Annotated in this window: 18 protein-coding genes; 1 reads left to right on the forward strand and 17 read right to left on the reverse strand. The window is 36.8% G+C overall.

Features of this window, described 5'->3' with window-relative positions:
• Positions 1-267: 267 nt before the first annotated feature.
• The 5 genes from BCI01S_RS05475 to BCI01S_RS05495 all read right to left on the reverse strand — a co-directional run bounded on the left by BCI01S_RS05475 (position 268) and on the right by BCI01S_RS05495 (position 5,029).
• Complete coding sequence (locus tag BCI01S_RS05475; RefSeq protein WP_082138246.1) at positions 268-1,830, reverse strand: malate:quinone oxidoreductase; 1,563 nt, start codon at positions 1,828-1,830, stop codon at positions 268-270.
• Positions 1,831-2,067: 237 nt separating this feature from the next.
• Positions 2,068-2,895 (reverse strand): MetQ/NlpA family ABC transporter substrate-binding protein, encoded by an 828-nt coding sequence (locus tag BCI01S_RS05480; protein ID WP_061797119.1) that lies wholly within the window; start codon positions 2,893-2,895, stop codon positions 2,068-2,070.
• 16 nt (positions 2,896-2,911) lie between these two features.
• On the reverse strand, positions 2,912-3,574 hold the full coding sequence (locus tag BCI01S_RS05485) for a methionine ABC transporter permease (RefSeq protein ID WP_047940960.1): 663 nt from the start codon (positions 3,572-3,574) through the stop codon (positions 2,912-2,914).
• Positions 3,567-4,316, reverse strand: a complete 750-nt coding sequence (locus BCI01S_RS05490; RefSeq protein ID WP_047940961.1) for a methionine ABC transporter ATP-binding protein — start codon at positions 4,314-4,316, stop codon at positions 3,567-3,569. The genes BCI01S_RS05485 and BCI01S_RS05490 overlap by 8 nt, the downstream gene beginning before the upstream one ends.
• 95 nt (positions 4,317-4,411) lie before the next feature.
• Positions 4,412-5,029 (reverse strand): LysE/ArgO family amino acid transporter, encoded by a 618-nt coding sequence (locus BCI01S_RS05495; protein ID WP_061797121.1) that lies wholly within the window; start codon positions 5,027-5,029, stop codon positions 4,412-4,414.
• A gap of 124 nt (positions 5,030-5,153) precedes the next feature.
• On the opposite strand from BCI01S_RS05495, the gene BCI01S_RS05500 reads away from it, so the two are divergent.
• Positions 5,154-6,608 (forward strand): aminotransferase-like domain-containing protein, encoded by a 1,455-nt coding sequence (locus BCI01S_RS05500; RefSeq protein ID WP_061797122.1) that lies wholly within the window; start codon positions 5,154-5,156, stop codon positions 6,606-6,608.
• 17 nt (positions 6,609-6,625) lie between these two features.
• Here BCI01S_RS05500 and BCI01S_RS05505 read toward each other — a convergent pair whose 3' ends face one another.
• The 12 genes from BCI01S_RS05505 to BCI01S_RS05560 all read right to left on the reverse strand — a co-directional run bounded on the left by BCI01S_RS05505 (position 6,626) and on the right by BCI01S_RS05560 (position 16,774).
• Positions 6,626-7,282 (reverse strand): FusB/FusC family EF-G-binding protein, encoded by a 657-nt coding sequence (locus tag BCI01S_RS05505; RefSeq protein ID WP_047940964.1) that lies wholly within the window; start codon positions 7,280-7,282, stop codon positions 6,626-6,628.
• Between the two features lie 127 nt (positions 7,283-7,409).
• Positions 7,410-7,685, reverse strand: a complete 276-nt coding sequence (locus BCI01S_RS05510) for a CD3324 family protein (RefSeq protein WP_061797124.1) — start codon at positions 7,683-7,685, stop codon at positions 7,410-7,412.
• Between the two features lie 226 nt (positions 7,686-7,911).
• The gene (locus tag BCI01S_RS05515) at positions 7,912-8,892 is read right to left on the reverse strand and encodes an LLM class flavin-dependent oxidoreductase (protein ID WP_061797126.1); all 981 of its coding nucleotides are present in this window, start codon (positions 8,890-8,892) and stop codon (positions 7,912-7,914) included.
• 37 nt (positions 8,893-8,929) lie between these two features.
• On the reverse strand, positions 8,930-9,925 hold the full coding sequence (locus BCI01S_RS05520) for an LLM class flavin-dependent oxidoreductase (protein WP_061797127.1): 996 nt from the start codon (positions 9,923-9,925) through the stop codon (positions 8,930-8,932).
• A gap of 91 nt (positions 9,926-10,016) precedes the next feature.
• On the reverse strand, positions 10,017-10,319 hold the full coding sequence (locus tag BCI01S_RS05525; protein ID WP_047940968.1) for a DUF3219 family protein: 303 nt from the start codon (positions 10,317-10,319) through the stop codon (positions 10,017-10,019).
• A gap of 50 nt (positions 10,320-10,369) precedes the next feature.
• Complete coding sequence (locus BCI01S_RS05530) at positions 10,370-11,467, reverse strand: sensor histidine kinase (protein ID WP_082810003.1); 1,098 nt, start codon at positions 11,465-11,467, stop codon at positions 10,370-10,372.
• Positions 11,467-12,144, reverse strand: a complete 678-nt coding sequence (locus BCI01S_RS05535; protein ID WP_061797129.1) for a response regulator transcription factor — start codon at positions 12,142-12,144, stop codon at positions 11,467-11,469. Before BCI01S_RS05535 ends, BCI01S_RS05530 begins: the two co-directional genes overlap by 1 nt.
• A gap of 100 nt (positions 12,145-12,244) precedes the next feature.
• Positions 12,245-13,060 (reverse strand): ABC transporter permease, encoded by an 816-nt coding sequence (locus BCI01S_RS05540; protein ID WP_061797131.1) that lies wholly within the window; start codon positions 13,058-13,060, stop codon positions 12,245-12,247.
• Complete coding sequence (locus BCI01S_RS05545; protein ID WP_156485389.1) at positions 13,057-14,067, reverse strand: ATP-binding cassette domain-containing protein; 1,011 nt, start codon at positions 14,065-14,067, stop codon at positions 13,057-13,059. Before BCI01S_RS05545 ends, BCI01S_RS05540 begins: the two co-directional genes overlap by 4 nt.
• Before the next feature lie 270 nt (positions 14,068-14,337).
• Complete coding sequence (locus BCI01S_RS05550; RefSeq protein ID WP_061797133.1) at positions 14,338-14,679, reverse strand: zinc ribbon domain-containing protein YjdM; 342 nt, start codon at positions 14,677-14,679, stop codon at positions 14,338-14,340.
• Positions 14,680-14,763: 84 nt separating this feature from the next.
• Positions 14,764-15,261, reverse strand: coding sequence for an LURP-one-related/scramblase family protein (locus BCI01S_RS05555; protein ID WP_047940972.1), 498 nt, complete (start codon positions 15,259-15,261; stop codon positions 14,764-14,766).
• A gap of 241 nt (positions 15,262-15,502) precedes the next feature.
• Entirely contained in the window at positions 15,503-16,774 is a 1,272-nt protein-coding gene (locus BCI01S_RS05560) for a globin-coupled sensor protein (protein WP_053215592.1), read from the reverse strand.
• Between the last annotated feature and the right edge of the window lie 173 nt (positions 16,775-16,947).

Here is a 16,947-nt window from a genome sequence, read left to right on the forward strand (position 1 = left end):
TTGTAAGCCGAAAGTTAGTTTGTTTGTTGTATAAACAAAGTTAACCATTTTTTGAAAGCGCTTGTCAATCATTTCGCAAAATTTAAATCATTTTTCTATACATATAGAAAAAACATAGGAATAGCGAAGCTTCTATCGGTTCCTCCAAAAGAAAAACTTCCATCCCATGATGAAAGTTTTTTTAAATAAATGTATCTGATTTTGTATTACTTGTTCGAAAAAAATTTTTTCTCTCATAAGTTGAATGTATTAACAATCTAATTTCGATTAGTGATGAATAGGGCTTTTTTCAGACAATCGCAATGTTTCTGCTGTTAATGTATGAACGTCATGCAATAGCTGGGGGTTTTCTTTTAGGGATAATCCATACGATGGGATCATTTCCTTTAATTTCGGCTGCCATTCTGGCATTTTTTCTGTAAAACATTTCTGGATTACTTTCAGCATAACGTGAACAGCAGTAGAGGCACCAGGTGAGGCACCAAGCAATGCTGCTATAGAGCCATCTGCCGCACTTACAACCTCTGTTCCAAATTGAAGTGTCCCTTTTCCGCCAGCTTCTGTATCCTTTATTACTTGGACACGCTGCCCAGCTACCACAAGATCCCAATCCTCCGCTTTGGCATTCGGGATAAATTCACGTAATTCTTCTATTCGCTTTTCTTTTGAAAGCATAAGCTGCTGGATTAAATAACTTGTTAAGGACATATTTTTTGCACCAGCTGCCAGCATCGTTAACAAATTATCTGGCTTAACAGATGTAATTAAATCAAACATGGAGCCTGTCTTCAAAAACTTAGGTGAAAAACCAGCAAAAGGGCCAAAAAGCAATGATTTCTGATTATCGATGAATCGTGTATCTAAATGGGGAACAGACATGGGTGGTGCTCCGACCTTTGCTTTACCATACACCTTTGCATGATGTTTTTCGATTATTTCTTGATTTTTGCAGACTAAAAATATACCACTGACTGGGAACCCACCCATATGTTTACCTTCAGGAATACCAGATTTCTGCAGTAAATGTAAACTGCCGCCGCCGCCACCAATAAAGACGAATTTAGCAGCATGTGTTTCCATTGTGCCACTATTTAAATTTTGTACCTTTGCTTCCCATAAACCATCTTTCGTTCGTTTTAAATCATTTACACTGTGCTTGTAGTTAATTTCTACCCCCTTTTTCAATAAATCAGCAAACAGCAAGCGTGTTAAGGCACCAAAATTCACATCTGTTCCAGAATCAATCTTTGTCGCGGCTATCGGCTCTTTTAATTCGCGATCTTGCATAATGAGAGGTATCCATTCTTTTAGTTTTTCAGGATCCTTTGAAAATTCCATTCCTTTAAATAGCGGATTACTTACCATTGCCTCAAAACGTTTTTGTAAAAATGCTACATTTTTTCCCCCTAGCACTAAACTCATATGTGGCAATGGTCTAATAAAATCTTGTGGATTATGTAATACTTGATTATTTACAAGATGAGACCAAAATTGCAAGGAAACTTGAAACTGTTCGTTAATTTCTACCGCTTTACTTATGTCTACAGAGCCATCTGGTTTTTCTACTGTGTAGTTCAATTCGCATAGTGCCGCATGGCCTGTTCCCGCATTATTCCATTCATTCGAGCTTTCTTCACCTGCACTAGCCAATTTTTCAAACACTGTAATTTTCAAATCTGGGTCTAATTCTTTTAAAAGCGTTCCTAGAGTTGCACTCATAATCCCGGCACCAATTAAAATAACGTCTGTTTTCGTCTCTCGTCTGCTCATTTTAACCTTCCTTATACTTTTATTTTCAGAAAGAATGTAAGCGTTCCCTTTTTGATGCATTAAAGTAACCAAGGAATTATTTAAGCTATCATCTTTTCTGGATCAAGCATCACCTTGTTACAGCCCAACTTATTTTCAAAAAATTTTAAATAGTTACCTATAATTATACGCTAATTATTCATTTTTTTAAAGCCAGAATTTCCCCAAAAAGAAAGCCCTATCCTTATAAATAGTTAGGATAAGGCATTGATATGCTATTTATCAGTGAAATATGACTGTCTTTAGACAACCTCTTATTTAAAATGCAGGAATGGCTGTTTCGTCATATTTTTTCTCTAAAAATTTACGAACCTCTGGACTAGTCATTGCTTCCGCTAGCTTTTGAATAGGTTCCCAATCTGCATTATCTTTACGAGCAACTAATGTAATCGCAAAATCATTTTCTACCCCTTCTACTAACAAGGCATCACTTTTTGGTGTTAAGCCAAGTGGGGAAGCATAAGCTGGTGTCATCACGACTAGATCGGCATCATCATACATTCTTGCAAGCATTAATAAATCAACTTCTTCAAACTTATAGTTTTTCGGATTTTCGATAATATCCGCTTTGGTGTAATAAGGACCCGTTTTCTCTTTTAGCTTAATGACATCATGTTGAGCCAATAATGCCAAAGAACGGTCTACATTGGATACATCATTAGCAATTGCGATTACAGCACCTTCTGGCACATCATCCATAGAATCATATTGTTTTGAATAAACACCATAATTTGCAAAATAAATAGCTTTTACTGGCACTAATTCAGCGTTATTACTTCGGTTAAACTCTTCCATGTAGGGGACATGCTGGAAGAAGTTTGCATCCACTTCCCCTGCCGCAAGTGCCGTATTCGGCTGTACATTATCACTTAATACTTTAACATCAAGGTTAATACCTTCCTCTGCTAATGTTGGTTTTACTAACTCAAGGATTTCCGTCATTGGTGGTATTAAAGACGCTACTTTTAGCGTTACTTCTTCTTTTTCCTTGGTATTCGTTTGCTTTTTATCTGTTTCTGCCTTTTCTTTTCCGCAAGCTGCTAACAGAAATAGGCCTATTATCATTAAAAATAATATTTTTTTCATTTTCTTATCTCCTCATTTATCTTTTATCAATTACTTTTGCTATTGCTGTACCAGTAAACTGAATAGCCTGTACTAATATGACCATAATAATAATCATATAAATCATTAAATCTGTTTTAAATTGTTGATATCCATAACGAATCGCAAAATCTCCAATACCGCCGCCGCCAACAACTCCCATAATGGTTGAATAAGAAATAAAGCTGATAATCGAAGTTGTTAGTCCTAGCACAAGTCCAGAACGAGCTTCTACGTAAAGAAATTTGAAGATAACTTCCCTGACAGATGCTCCCATCGAAATGGCTGCTTCTATTACGCCTTTTGGCACTTCTAGTAATGATTGCTCCACTAAACGAGCATAATGAGCGATGGCAATAATCGATAATGGGACCGTTGCAGCTGCTGTACCCATAGCCGTTCCAATGATGATTCTCGTAAATGGAATAAGAAAGACTACTAATAATAAAAATGGAAAAGAACGAATAATATTTACTATTAAGTTCAGTGTAGAAAAAATTATTCGATTTTCGAGCATCTTTCCTTTTCTACTTAAGAAAAGCAATGTTCCGACTGGCAGTCCGATGATAATCGCTGCTAGGATAGACATGCCTACCATTATAAAAGTCTCCCCAATAGATTGCCAAATTTCCAATCTATATTGAATTAATATCTCAGGCATGGTCTACTTCACCATCCTTTTTCAGCTGTTCTACTAACCTTTTGGAGGTGTTATTTATTTGTTGAATTCCTTTTGGCTGGATTGCAACGGTATCATAAATTTCTCCATCTTCCAAAACTGTCACACGGTTACAGATGCTTTTGATTACCTCCATCTCATGACTGACGATTACAATCGTTACACCTAGACGCTTATTAACGTCCTCTAGAACATGCAAGATTTCCCCTGTCGTTTTTGGATCAAGGGAAGAGGTTGGTTCATCACATAATAATACTTGCGGATTATTCGCAATTGCGCGTGCTATCGCTACACGCTGCTTCTGACCTCCGCTTAATTGTGCAGGATATTTATCCATAAAGCTATCCAATCCAACAAATCGGAGACACTCTATTACTCGATTTCGTCTGTCCTTTCTTGAATAGTTAGCCAATTCTAAAGACACTAGCACATTATCATAAACGGTCTTATTTGCAGCAAGATTGAAATGTTGAAATATCATCCCAATTGATTGACGGGCTTGTCGAAGTTCTTTATAGTTAATACTGGTCAGCTCTCGGCCGTCCACTAGCACTTCTCCTGCTTCCGGAACTTCTAATAAATTCATTAACCGCAGCAACGTGGATTTACCAGCACCACTCGCTCCAATAATTCCGAAAATTTCTCCTTTATGTATCGCTAAAGAAATAGACTTAATGACTTCATCATCCGCAAAACGTTTACTAACATTACGCAATTGAATCATTACATAACCCCCTTTTTCATTTGAAGGGCACTTACAGCCCTCTCATTATAGCGAAATATAAAGGAGATGTCATTCTGAATGCCCAAAGCGGGATGTCATTTTAAGATTATTAGATTTAGACCTAAATAAAGTGCCATCGCCCAAATAATAACTGCTGATACTTGGTTAATGCGTTTAATCAGCTTTCCGCGCCCGGTGATTTGTCCAATCTTTCTCCCTGCTATTGCCAATAAACAAAACCAAATCCAAGATACACTTATACAAGCAGCAGTAAACAAGATTTTCTCCTCTCCAGTATAGGCTAAGGAGCTTGTGCCAATCACGCCGATTGTGTCGAGAATAGCATGTGGATTTAATAGAGAAACAGACGCAGCAAATGCTATTTGGCGGCGTGGAGAAAAGAGTAGCTGTTCTTGCTTGCTCCCCACCATGGCTGCTGTTTTCCACATAGACCATCCCATATACGCTAAGAAAAAGAAGCCAACAGTAAAAAGCACTGTTTTCACCCATTCAAAGGTAAAAACTACTACTGAAACACCTGCAACTGCTAAATAAATAAGTAAACTATCACAAATACTAGCCGTAATTATGGCCGGTAACACATAACTAAATTTTTTATGCGTTGCTCCTTGATTAAATATAAATATATTTTGAACGCCTAATGGTAGTATTAACCCAAATGCTAATAAAATTCCATGTAATATTGGTTCCATCCTTATTCCCCCTTGCTTTATTGAGCATAACGAAGAATAGGCTATCTGTCTCCATCCAATTGGATGGTTACAACCCCAACCATTTTGTTAAAATAAAAGAAAAAGCAAAGGGAGTATACAATTAATGGCAGAAATGGAATGGAAGCCACAAAAGGATTCAACCGTTTCCTTACACCAACAAATTACTACCTATCTGAAAAAGAAAATAATTCATGGAGAATGGACGATTGGTATGAAACTCCCTTCCCAAAGAAGTTTGGCAAAACAATTCGAAGTCAACCGGAGCACCATTGTTACAGCACTTGAAGAATTAGCTGCTGATGGGTTAATTGAAACAAAAGTAGGAAGTGGAACAAAGGTAATAAATAATACATGGAGTTTACTTGCCTCCACTCCACCTCCTGATTGGACTAGTTATGTTAAATCGAGCATTCATCGACCGAACATCTCTATTATCCAAAAAATTAATAAAGCTGAAGCAAATCCGAATATTATTAGACTTGGTACTGGCGAGCTTTCTCCAAAGCTATTACCTAAAGCACGGATGGAAGAAATCTTTCACCTTAAGGATAATCTAAGCTTTTCACTTGGATATACCGAGCCTAAAGGAAGTTTAGCTTTGCGACAAGCGGTTAGTTCTTATTTAAAAGAGAGGGGAATAGTCGCTACCTCTGAATCGATCTTAATTGTTTCAGGCGGGCTCCAAGCACTTCAATTACTATCAATTGGTCTATTAAAGCGAGGAGCAGCCATCTTTCATGAAACACCATCCTATTTAAGTTCCATCCATGTCTTCCAATCAGCAGGAATGCACTTATTAGGCCTGCCGCTCGATGAAGAAGGAATTACCTGTCATACCATTGGACGGCTAAAAAGACAGCATCAAGCCGGGCTGCTGTATACAATTCCTAACTTTCATAATCCAACTGGCATTGTCATGTCTGAAAGGAGACGAAAGGAGTTAATAGCAATTAGTCAAACAGAAGCAATACCTATCATTGAGGATGATGTATACGGAGATTTATGGTTAGACACTCCTCCGCCCAAGCCCTTAAAAGCACTTGATACACAAGGAAACGTTCTCTATATCGGAAGTATGTCCAAAACATTAAGCCCAGGGCTCCGAATTGGTTGGATTGTAGGACCTGAACCAGTTATCGGGCATTTAGCCGATATTAAGATGCAGACAGACTATGGTTCTAGCAGTTTATCTCAATTTGCTGTAGAAAGATGGCTGCAAAACGGATGGTACGAGGATTTCTTAACAGAAGTAAGAGCAGAGCTAAGACTACGAAGAGATTTTACAAATAATCTATTAAAGAAAAATTTCTCAGATATTGCTGAATGGACAGTACCTAATGGCGGATTCTACATCTGGCTGAAATTAAAACCAATGATTTCTTCACGCAAGCTATTTGAGATTTCTCTTAAAGAAGGAATTCTTATCAATCCAGGCATCGTATACGATAAAGCAGATGACCGGCATCTGCGAATATCCTACTCCTATGCCTCATTAGAAGAATTAGAAAAAGGATTAATAACCTTAGCACAGCTTATCAACAGGGTAGCAGAGGGATGATTCCACCGAGGACGTTCTCAGTAAAATCGACCCTCTGCGGTCAGTAAAAATTCTTGCAAATAAGCGGTATTGTCCATGTTCTTATTGCATTCGCTGCTATCTGTACAAATCAGGTTTCCGATAGCCTTGTAATAATCTGCATTTTTAGGTTTCTTGTCTTTGGTAATCGTTGAAAAATAGGCAACCTCTCCAAAGCTATTGCAGAAGGAACAAATATTTTTTTTATTAGTCGGCGTCATCTTCCCTTCCACCCCTACTAATTTCCCATCTAATTCATAAATGACAAATTTTCTATTAGACTTTCCATCTGTCCAGCTTAAATAGGTTAATTGATGAAGGTCTATTGTTGCGAAATCAGGTAATCTTAATTTCTTTTGCTTTGGGAATAATTTTTTTAGCTGCTGTTCTGTAATTTTTGGAAACGGCAATACATACTTAGCAAGTCGCTCTATATATTGTTCATATTCATCCTTTGTTTTCCATTTGGAAATATCCAATAACTCTTGCTGATCACTTGTTGCTTGGGGAAAAAGCTCGAAAATTTTTGCCTCAGCTAACTCCATTACTGCAGCTAACACTGTTTTAGGTAAACTTTTATTCATACTTTCTTTAATGTTGGAAATTTGCTTTTTGATAAAATTTAATTGTTCATTTTTTATAAATGCTTCTGTCATATCATTCTCTCCTATTAATGGATTATCCTCTCTTCCTATTTTAGTAAAGACACTCTATTTCTAAAATGGAAAAGATGACTAAGAAACAATTTTTACATAAAAAAACACTGATGAAAACTCACCAGTGCTATTCTTTATTTTTATGTGAATAGACGATTTTTTTAATTGTTTCTGTGGAGAGATGATATTCCTTCGCCAATGCTTGAACGGTGCTTCCATTTGCAAAAGCTGCTTTTATCGCATTATTTCTGCGATCCAGCATTAATCTTCCCCCACTTGAAGTTCCCCACTTCTTATGAGCATTTTCTTGTTTTGGAATATATAGAGTCTCGCCCTGGACATATTTTTGAATTTCCAAAATAAGCTTTTCAGGTAAAACATTCATTGCGTTTGTATACTTCAAATTTGCCCGCTCCCTTATTTTTATTTTTGTCTAAAATAAGGTGCAAAGCCAAAATATTAGTCAGCGATAAAATTAGTTGTTTCGCCCCATGCAAAGTATCGCCTTTCCAATAATAGGCTTTGCATGAGTGGAAGTAGTATCAGACAATCGTATATGATTCTCCAACTGTAAGCACCCCCTTTTTTCATTATTATAGCTAATTTTATCAAGTGTTTACATGAAAATTTCAAAGAACTGCTTCTGCCAGCAGTGTATAGGATTGCATTTTTTCTTCAAAATCATAAATGTTCGTAATAATCATCATTTCATCGGTTTGGTAGACTTTACTTAATTGGAGCAGTTCTTCTTTTACTTTTCCCGGGGTTCCAATGATGGCCCGTTTGCGATTTTTTCTTATGATTGCTTTGTCTTCTTCCGAAAGCCTTATACTTTCCGCCTCTTCCTTTGAAAGAAGGAAAGTATCTTGCCCTTTTTCGATTGCTAACAGCCATAGATCTTGACTTAATGCCATTTCTTCGGCTTCTTCTTGGGAAGGTGCACAAACAACAAATACACATACATTTGCCTGCGGATTTGCAAGAAAACTAGACGGCTGGAAGTTCTCTCTATAATGCTGCATGGCAATACTTCCGCTAATGGGGTTTATAAAGTGGCCATAAGTAAAAGCAGTTCCCTTTTCAGCGGCTAATCTAGCTCCTCGCTGTGAGACACCGAGCATCCACATTTCCGGCTGCGTTTCAACAGAAGGATAAGCTTGAACCTCGTGATTAGGCGAAGAACCTATGAGAAATTCTTGAAGTGCTGTTACTTGGCGAGGAAATTCATTTAAGCTTTTTCTAACCCCATCCGTAAGGGCCAAGCGGGTTGGGGTAGACCCCCCTGGAGAACGACCCATTCCTAAGTCCATTCGATTCGGATAAAGTGCTTCTAACACTTTAAAGTCTTCTGCAATTTTAAAAGGACTATATTGGGGCAGTAAAACACCGCCTGATCCCACACGAATTCTGTTTGTCTGAGCGGCAATACTGGAAATAAGTATCTCTGGGGAGGTACCAGCGATGCCATTTGAGTTATGATGCTCCGCAACCCAAAAACGAGTGTAGCCAAGCTCCTCTGTTCGTTTTGCCAATTTAATGGTATTTGCGAGAGTCATGCTTGCATTCCCATTCTTACTTATTACAGATTGATCAAGTACACTTAACTTCACTTAAATACCTCCTTTCCTTTTCATCTAAAAAACTTTTTCACCAAACTTCCTTGGCAATTAGCTCATATGACTTTCTTCGACTCTCATAGCTATTAGTAATGGTTACAATCATGATTTCATCAGCACTGTAGACAGCTTGCAGCTCAGCCAATTGTTGTTTCACTTCTTTTGGGTTTCCAATCATCATCTTTTTGCGCATTTCTTGTATTCTTTCTTTCTCATCGCTTGTAAACGAATAATTTCTTGCTTCTTCCATAGTAGGAATGCGGTTATTTTTTTCACCTTTATCCGTTTGGATTTTTGATAGGAACCAGCTTAAAGCAAGCTCTTCTGCTAGTTCGGAGGTTTCAGCGCAGATAACCGATACAGTTATGATAGCTTGTGGTTTTTGGAGACCGCTGCTCTGTCGAAATGCATTCCTGTATGTATTGACAATCTTGATTCCATCTTTGTCACTCATAAAATGGCCAAATGCATAGGCAGTCCCATAACTTGCTGCTTGAATAGCACTTTTTTCACTGGTTCCAAGGATCCATGGAACAGGAGGTATATCTGGAAGAGGATGTGCTGTTATTTTTGAAAACATCTGATCTGTTGGATAATTATTATATAAAAAATGGAGAAGATCTTTAATTGAGTTAGGCATATTTCGGACATTTTCTAAAAAGTTCCCAGAAAGAGCTATCGAGGCTTCGGCCGATCCACCAGGTGCCCGTCCTATTCCTAGATCAATCCGATTGGGAAATAACGTTGCAAGCATATTAAATGTTTCTGCTACTTTATATGGTTTATAGTGTGGCAATAGTATGGCTCCTGCCCCAATTCTTATCTTTTCTGTATTGGCTCCGATATACCCAAGCATCACTTCTGGGGCAGAACTAGCAAGACCAGGGAAATCATGGTGTTCTGCAATCCAATATCTTGTGTATCCCAATTTTTCACCAGATTGAGCAAGCTTCATCGATTCTTTAAGTGCCTCCTGCGCGCTCTTCCCAGATAATACAGGTGCTTGATCTAAAATACTTAATTTCATATAGATAACCGCCCTTTCCGTTTATAGAAGCAAAAAAACAGATCGCTCTATCCACTTAACGGTGATCTGTTTTGCCAAACCCCTTCTAAATTTATTCCACTTCCATTAATTTTAAAGAGAAATCACTAGTACTGTCTTCATCAGAGAAATTGGTATAGGAGGTGGAATACTGATTAATTTCCCCTCTAAATTCCAATGACTTATCAGGAATGCTGACATCGAATATATTCTCATATAAAAACTTCGTAACTACGTGGTATTCTTCCCCACCTCTTACTTTAAACTCAAAGCTTACTACCGTTAACAGCTTCTCTGATTTTTTACTTTTCACCTTTTCCTCTTTAAAATTTGAAACCGTTAATGCAAAATCATTTAAGAAAACCTTATTGACCATTCTAATCGCTCCTTGTTTAAAAATGAGGGACGGTTTCTACTGAGGTCGGGCTAATTGATCTCCGTAGAGCCGTCCCTCTGCTTTCCTATTTTTACTATTATCTCTGTTCCTTTTCCTATTTGGCTTTTGACTTGGATTTCGCCTTTATGCAAGTCTATGATTTTTTTGACAATAGAAAGACCGAGGCCGTTTCCTCCTATATTTCGATTTCTTGATTTATCTGCTTTATAAAAGCGTTCAAATATATGCATGAGCGAATCCTGTTCCATGCCAATTCCTGTATCTCTTATTTTAACAGTAATAACCTTATTCTCCGATTTAAATGCCTCGACTGTTATAGTACCTCCTTTTGGCGTGAATTTTATACTATTATGAAGTAAGTTAATCCACACTTGATCAAGCATTTCTTCATCTGCCATAATTGTTATGTTCGCAAGAGAGATATCCATATCTATTTCTTTTTCTGTCCATTGTGGTTCATTGGCAAGAATAATTCGACGAAGCTGTCGATCTAATCGGTACTCTTTTTGCTCCAAAGGTAAATGCTCTGATTCTAAAGAGGTAAGTTTTAATAGGTTTTCACTTAATTTGGACAAGCGGATGCTTTCCATTTCAATGATGTCTAAATAGTGATTGCGTTCTTTTGGACTCAAATCATCATTTTTCAAAGCATGAGCAAACCCACTAATAGAGGTTAAGGGAGACTGAATTTCATGAGACACATTGGAGATAAATTCCTGACGCATTTCCTCCATTTCTCCTAATTTTTCTGCCATATGACTAATATTTGTTACTATTTGATAATAAGGATGATCATTGTCACCTTCTCTAAACTGATTTTTATAATAGGAAAGGTCAATATTAAAATTTCCTTCTGCTATCATTTTGATTGCTTGAATGATTGGGTATAAGTGTTTATCCTGTTTGGATCTAATCCACGGAATTTTTGAGATAACTGCTATTATGCATCCAAAGAGAAAGAATCCGGCAATTGAATTAATTAATTGTCTGATGAATTCGCTTGGAGATACTTGGATTGCTTCATAAAACCATGCTGTTAACCAATAGGAGAAGGACCAGCATACCATTAGAAAAATAATAATTGCAAGAATGCCTGCTATTCTTTTCATCCATTGTGAGAACTTCACTAATTAACCTCCAATCGATAACCAAGACCGCGAACTGTCGTTATTTTAAAGGGACAGTCCTCTTGGGCAAATCGCTGCCTCAGACGTTTTATATGAACATCAACGGTGCGCTCATCCCCCTCATAATCATAGCCCCATATATCTTCAATTAATTGTTCTCGCGAAAAAGTTTTCTTTTGATGGGTTGCAAGCTTAAATAATAATTCAAATTCCTTTAAAGGTAATGTAATTTCATCAACTCCAATAGAAATTTTATAGGTGTCTCGATTAATCACGACATTTCCTATCTCAATCTGATTGGAAACATTAATTTGGTAGCGCTTGAGAAGTACCTTCACCCTAGCAACTAACTCAGCAGGAGCAAAAGGCTTTACTAAGTAATCGTCCGCTCCTAGTTCAAACCCTCTCACTTTTTGTGTTGTTTCTCCTTTTGCTGTCAACATCAAGATTGGCATTGTCTCTGGGTAATAGGTTCGTACTTCACGGCAAAGTGTCCAGCCATCCATATTCGGCATCATAATATCAAGAATAATTAAATCTATTTTTGCTTGCTCGAGTATAGACATCGCGGCTTCTCCATCTTCTGCCTCCATAATAGAGAAGCCTTCCTTTATTAAAATGACACGGATTAATTCTCTAATATGTGGATCATCATCTACGACTAGTATTTTCGCCATATTATCATTCCTTTAAAAAAAATAAGGAGAACCGCTAATTTCATAGCCGTTCTACTTCATAGATTATTCTCTTTATTCTACCATTTAATCCTTCAAAAACTTATGCGCGTCTCATATAAGCCCTTACTGTAATCGGTGCAAAAATAGCTACTATTACTGCTGCTCCAACAAGAGAGATAGTGAAATCCAAGCCAATTGTTCCCGCGTTTGTTAAATCCCTAACTGCTGTAACTAAGTGAGAGATAGGATTAATTTTTACAAACCACTGAAGGAAATTAGGCATAGTATCAGCTGGAACAAAGGCATTGGACAGAAATGTTAATGGAAACAAGACAATCATAGAAATTCCTTGTACACTCGAAGCAGTTCGTGAAATAACACCCAAGAAAGCAAAGATCCAGCTAATCGCCCAAGAACAAACAATAACAAGAATTCCTGCCAAGATCACAAAGCCTATACCACCATCTGGTCGATAACCCATAATATATCCCATCGTAAACGTAAGAGTTGTGGCAATGGTATAGCGAATAGTATCAGCAAGCAATGCTCCTGCTAAAGGAGCAATTCTGGCAATCGGCAAAGACTTAAAGCGGTCAAACACCCCTTTATCCATGTCCTCCCTGAGCTGGACACCTGTTACCACTGATGTTGTAATAACAGTTTGAACGAGAATTCCCGGAATAATAACCGGTAAATAGTTTTGCACATTGCCAGAAATAGCTCCGCCAAAAATATACGTAAACATAAGAGTAAAAAGAATCGGCTGTAAGGTAACATCTGATAATTGTTCAGGTGTACGCTTTATCTTAAGCAAACCTCTATAAGCCATTGTTAATGAATTTCGCACTGCTTGACGAAAAGTGGAGTTTCTGTAAATTTTTTGTTCTCTGGTTGGTTTTAATGTAGTACTGCTCATACTAATCCCTCCCCTTTACTAGATTTATCTACATTTGCATTAGAACCAGTAATAGCTAGAAATACTTCATCTAATGTTGGCTTTTGCACACTTAATTCAGCCAATGGAATGCCCGCTGTCTTTAATGTCATAAGCAAATCGGTTACTTTATCCGCATCAGCCATTGGCGCTGTAATTTTTCCACCTTCTGCTGATACAGCTGATTGAACGTTAAGCACACGTTCCACAATCAGGCGAGCTTCCTGCATATTTTGTTCGTTTTGGATACTTAAGTGTAAGGAGGAAGTCCCGATAGATCCCTTCAACTCATTCACTGTACCTTCTGCGACCACTTTTCCATGATCGATGACCGCAACTCGATCTGCAAGTTCATCTGCCTCTTGCAAGTACTGTGTTGTCAGTAGTACTGTTGATCCCCCTTTTACTAATTTCCTGATTGTCTCCCACATTTGATTACGCGTTCGTGGATCAAGTCCAGTAGTTGGTTCGTCTAAAAAAATAAGTGGCGGCTGTGCAATAAGGCTTGCAGCTAAATCCAGTCGTCTCCGCATTCCTCCTGAAAAATTTTTCAATGGACGTTTTGCTGCTTCTGTTAAGCCAAACTCTTCTAATAATTCCATTGCTTTACGTTTTGATTCTGTCCGCCCTAAACCTAATAACCGAGAAAAAATGATTAAATTCTCTGTTGCGCTTAGGGATTCATCAACAGACGCATACTGACCTGTTACACCAATTAATTGGCGAACTTGCTGTGGCTCCTTTCCTATATCGTAGCCGAAAATCTTTGCAGAACCTGCATCTGCCTTCAACAAAGTTGCGAGCATTCTAATCGTAGTTGTTTTCCCTGCTCCATTAGGACCCAGCACCCCATAAATAGAACCTGTGCGAACCTGTAAATCCACTCCATCAACAGCACGGTTATCGCCAAATACCTTTACCAGCCCTTCCGCTTCCACAGCCAATTCTCTACTATCTATAATCTTTTTATTATTAGTCACTTGATTCAAAGTAAATCCTCCCTCTTTCATCTTATGAAGTGATAATAAATTATAAATATGAACTAAATATGAACTGGAATAAAGAGATAGGTCGAAGCAATGACAGAAGTCTTTTTGTGAATGAAAATAGATCTCTATTATCAATAATCCTATCTATTTTTAGTGGCAATATTAAATTTATCTTTTTTGAAATAAGCGCAAAAAGACGGTTCTACCGGGGACAATAATATTAATTGCCCTCTAGTAGAACCGTCTTTTGACTGCCTTGGCCTTAAAAGTCTATACTTTCTTCACAAATTCCGATTTTAATTTCATTGCTCCAAATCCCGCAATTTTACAATCAATATCATGATCGCCGTCTACTAAGCGAATACTTTTTACCTTTGTTCCTTGCTTTAAAACTGATGAACTCCCTTTTACTTTAAGATCCTTGATAACCGTAACGGTATCTCCATCATTCAAAACATTTCCATTTGCATCTTTGATAACTTTGCTATCATCATTTGCCTCCATATTACTATTGAATGTCCACTCATGTGCACATTCCGGACAAACTAAAAAAGTTCCATCTTCATATGTATATTCAGATTCGCATTTTGGACAATTAGGCAAGGTGTTCATTATTTTATTCCTCCACTGGTTAATTTGTCTTTAAAAATATTATTATAACAAAAAGAAGGAAGCACCCCTATGCTTCCCTTTTCATTAATCTACAGAGGCAGAAGATGTAGCAGCTTGGTCTGCTTTTACACAATCAATTGCAACAACCAAAGCAATCAGTATCGCTTCCATTTCTTCCTTCAGTATTTGCACTTTATAGCTATCACCCCAGGTAAACCACTCTTTGCTTACCCTGCCGACTTCTTCCCCATTCTGAAAAACGCGAAAATCCATATCCCACCAATTCCCACTTACTTCAATGCCAGCAGCATCAATGGTATAGCGGGATTTAAAGAAAGAAAACTCTTTGTTAATCGTTAAAACATTTTCCCCATTGATTTCTATATAAAACTTCGGTAAAAAGCTAAAGACCTTTTTGGTAATTAGGGCAATTTCATTATTGTTTGCATCCTTTATGGAAAAGGTTTTAGGGATTTTAAAAAAGCTTCCTTCCACATAATAAACATCTTTTTCCTGTTGATCCTTGACTGTAAATTTTTCATTAAGGCTAAAAATCTTTTGCTTCATATAGAGTTGTTTCATTCAGTGCCTCCATAATTAAAATAGTATCCTTTTCTCTACGAAAAGCCATCGGCTAAATCTACTTTCGTATAAAAGAGATGTTATCCTTATATTCAACACTTTATGACATAATACCTTTCTTATTCACTCATAAAAGCAGCGACATACAACCAGTTATCTTCTAGTTAAATTCTTGTTTATCTTTTCCTATGATTTATTTTAATTTCTTGATATAATTCTCTAATTCAATTCATTTATTTGTTTAGTTAGCTAACATTTCAGCTGAATGAGTTATTTCATTTGTTGCTTGATAAAGTTGATTGACAATTAAATCACTGTTTTTTATCTCGGTAAATATTATTTCTGTTTTTTCTTTTGATTGCTGAACCGCATGGACAATTTGATTAAAAAACTCGATTGTTTCTTCCGTGATTTTTTGGTTTTTTACGATATCCTCATTAAAATCGGTAACTGAAATATGCACTTGTTTCACTTGTTGAGAAATATCCTTCACTAAAGAACCAATTTCTTCTGTAGATTGTTTAGTTAAACTCGATAATTTTCTAATTTCCCCTGCTACAACTGCAAATCCTTTGCCTTGTTCTCCTGCACGAGCGGATTCAATCGATGCATTTAATGCCAGAAGATTGATTTGATTAGCAATAGAAGTTACTACGTCTACTATACTATCAATCCTTTGGCTAACCATACTCATTTTCCTGATTTCATCTTGCAGAACAAGAATCTGATTTCTTATTAAACTGGCGGACTCTTTTTCTTGGCTCATTCTCCCTTTTCCGTCTTCAGATAATTCTTCTACCTTTTGAATGGCTTGCCCTCCATCTTTAGTGAGTATTTGAATTTTTTCAAATTGGCTGATGAGCTCTTTTAAAGAGGCACTTGTTTCTTCCGAAATTGCTGATAACTCATGAGCGGTTTCTTTCATTGTTTCCTGTATTTTTTCTTTTTCTGCTTCTTTTACTTTACGAAGAGACTCTTCCCTCAATTCATAGGATTCTAATACCAATTGTTGTTCTAAACTAAAGATTTTTTGGAGAGAACTAACAGCTTCAAATAATTCCGCTTTATTTTTTATTTCTTTGTAGAAAACTTCTATAATTGTATTCAGCAGCTGTTGAAAGGCATTAACATACCACTTCGTTCCTAATCCGATTTTGACATGGACATGGGCAATTCTTTTTCTCTGCATGACGTAAGATTCATTTACCTTCCCAGAAAATATTTCTTTAATATGGTGGTATAATGTTTTTCCAAGTTTTTCAACATTGCTATAGGTATTAATAATTGTAATTAAGGAAGGTTCCTTCCCAATAGTTTCATAAAATGAATCTACTAGTTGCTGTGCTTCTCTTTCTATAATTGGCTGCAAAACAAATAATCGCTTCACATCTAGCTCTGTTAATCCAATCATTTCAATTTGGGTTTGTAATTCTTTGGGCAAATTAAAATCAACTTGTATGGTTCCTAAAGAGGAAAAATATAATTCTTCCTTTTTCTTTCCTAATAAGAGCATAATGAGGTCTCTCCTTGTTTGTTAGAAAATGTATATTTATAACTATTATACCATTATATATATAGGTAAATGGACTTATTGATGTATATTGATATAATTAAAGATTCCATTTTTTTATAAACCTTATTTATAATTAACTATTTATTTAAAAATAAAATTGACTCATCCAATAT

The organism is Niallia circulans NBRC 13626 (assembly GCF_001591585.1).
GTDB classification, from domain to species: Bacteria; Bacillota; Bacilli; order Bacillales; family Cytobacillaceae; genus Niallia; species Niallia circulans.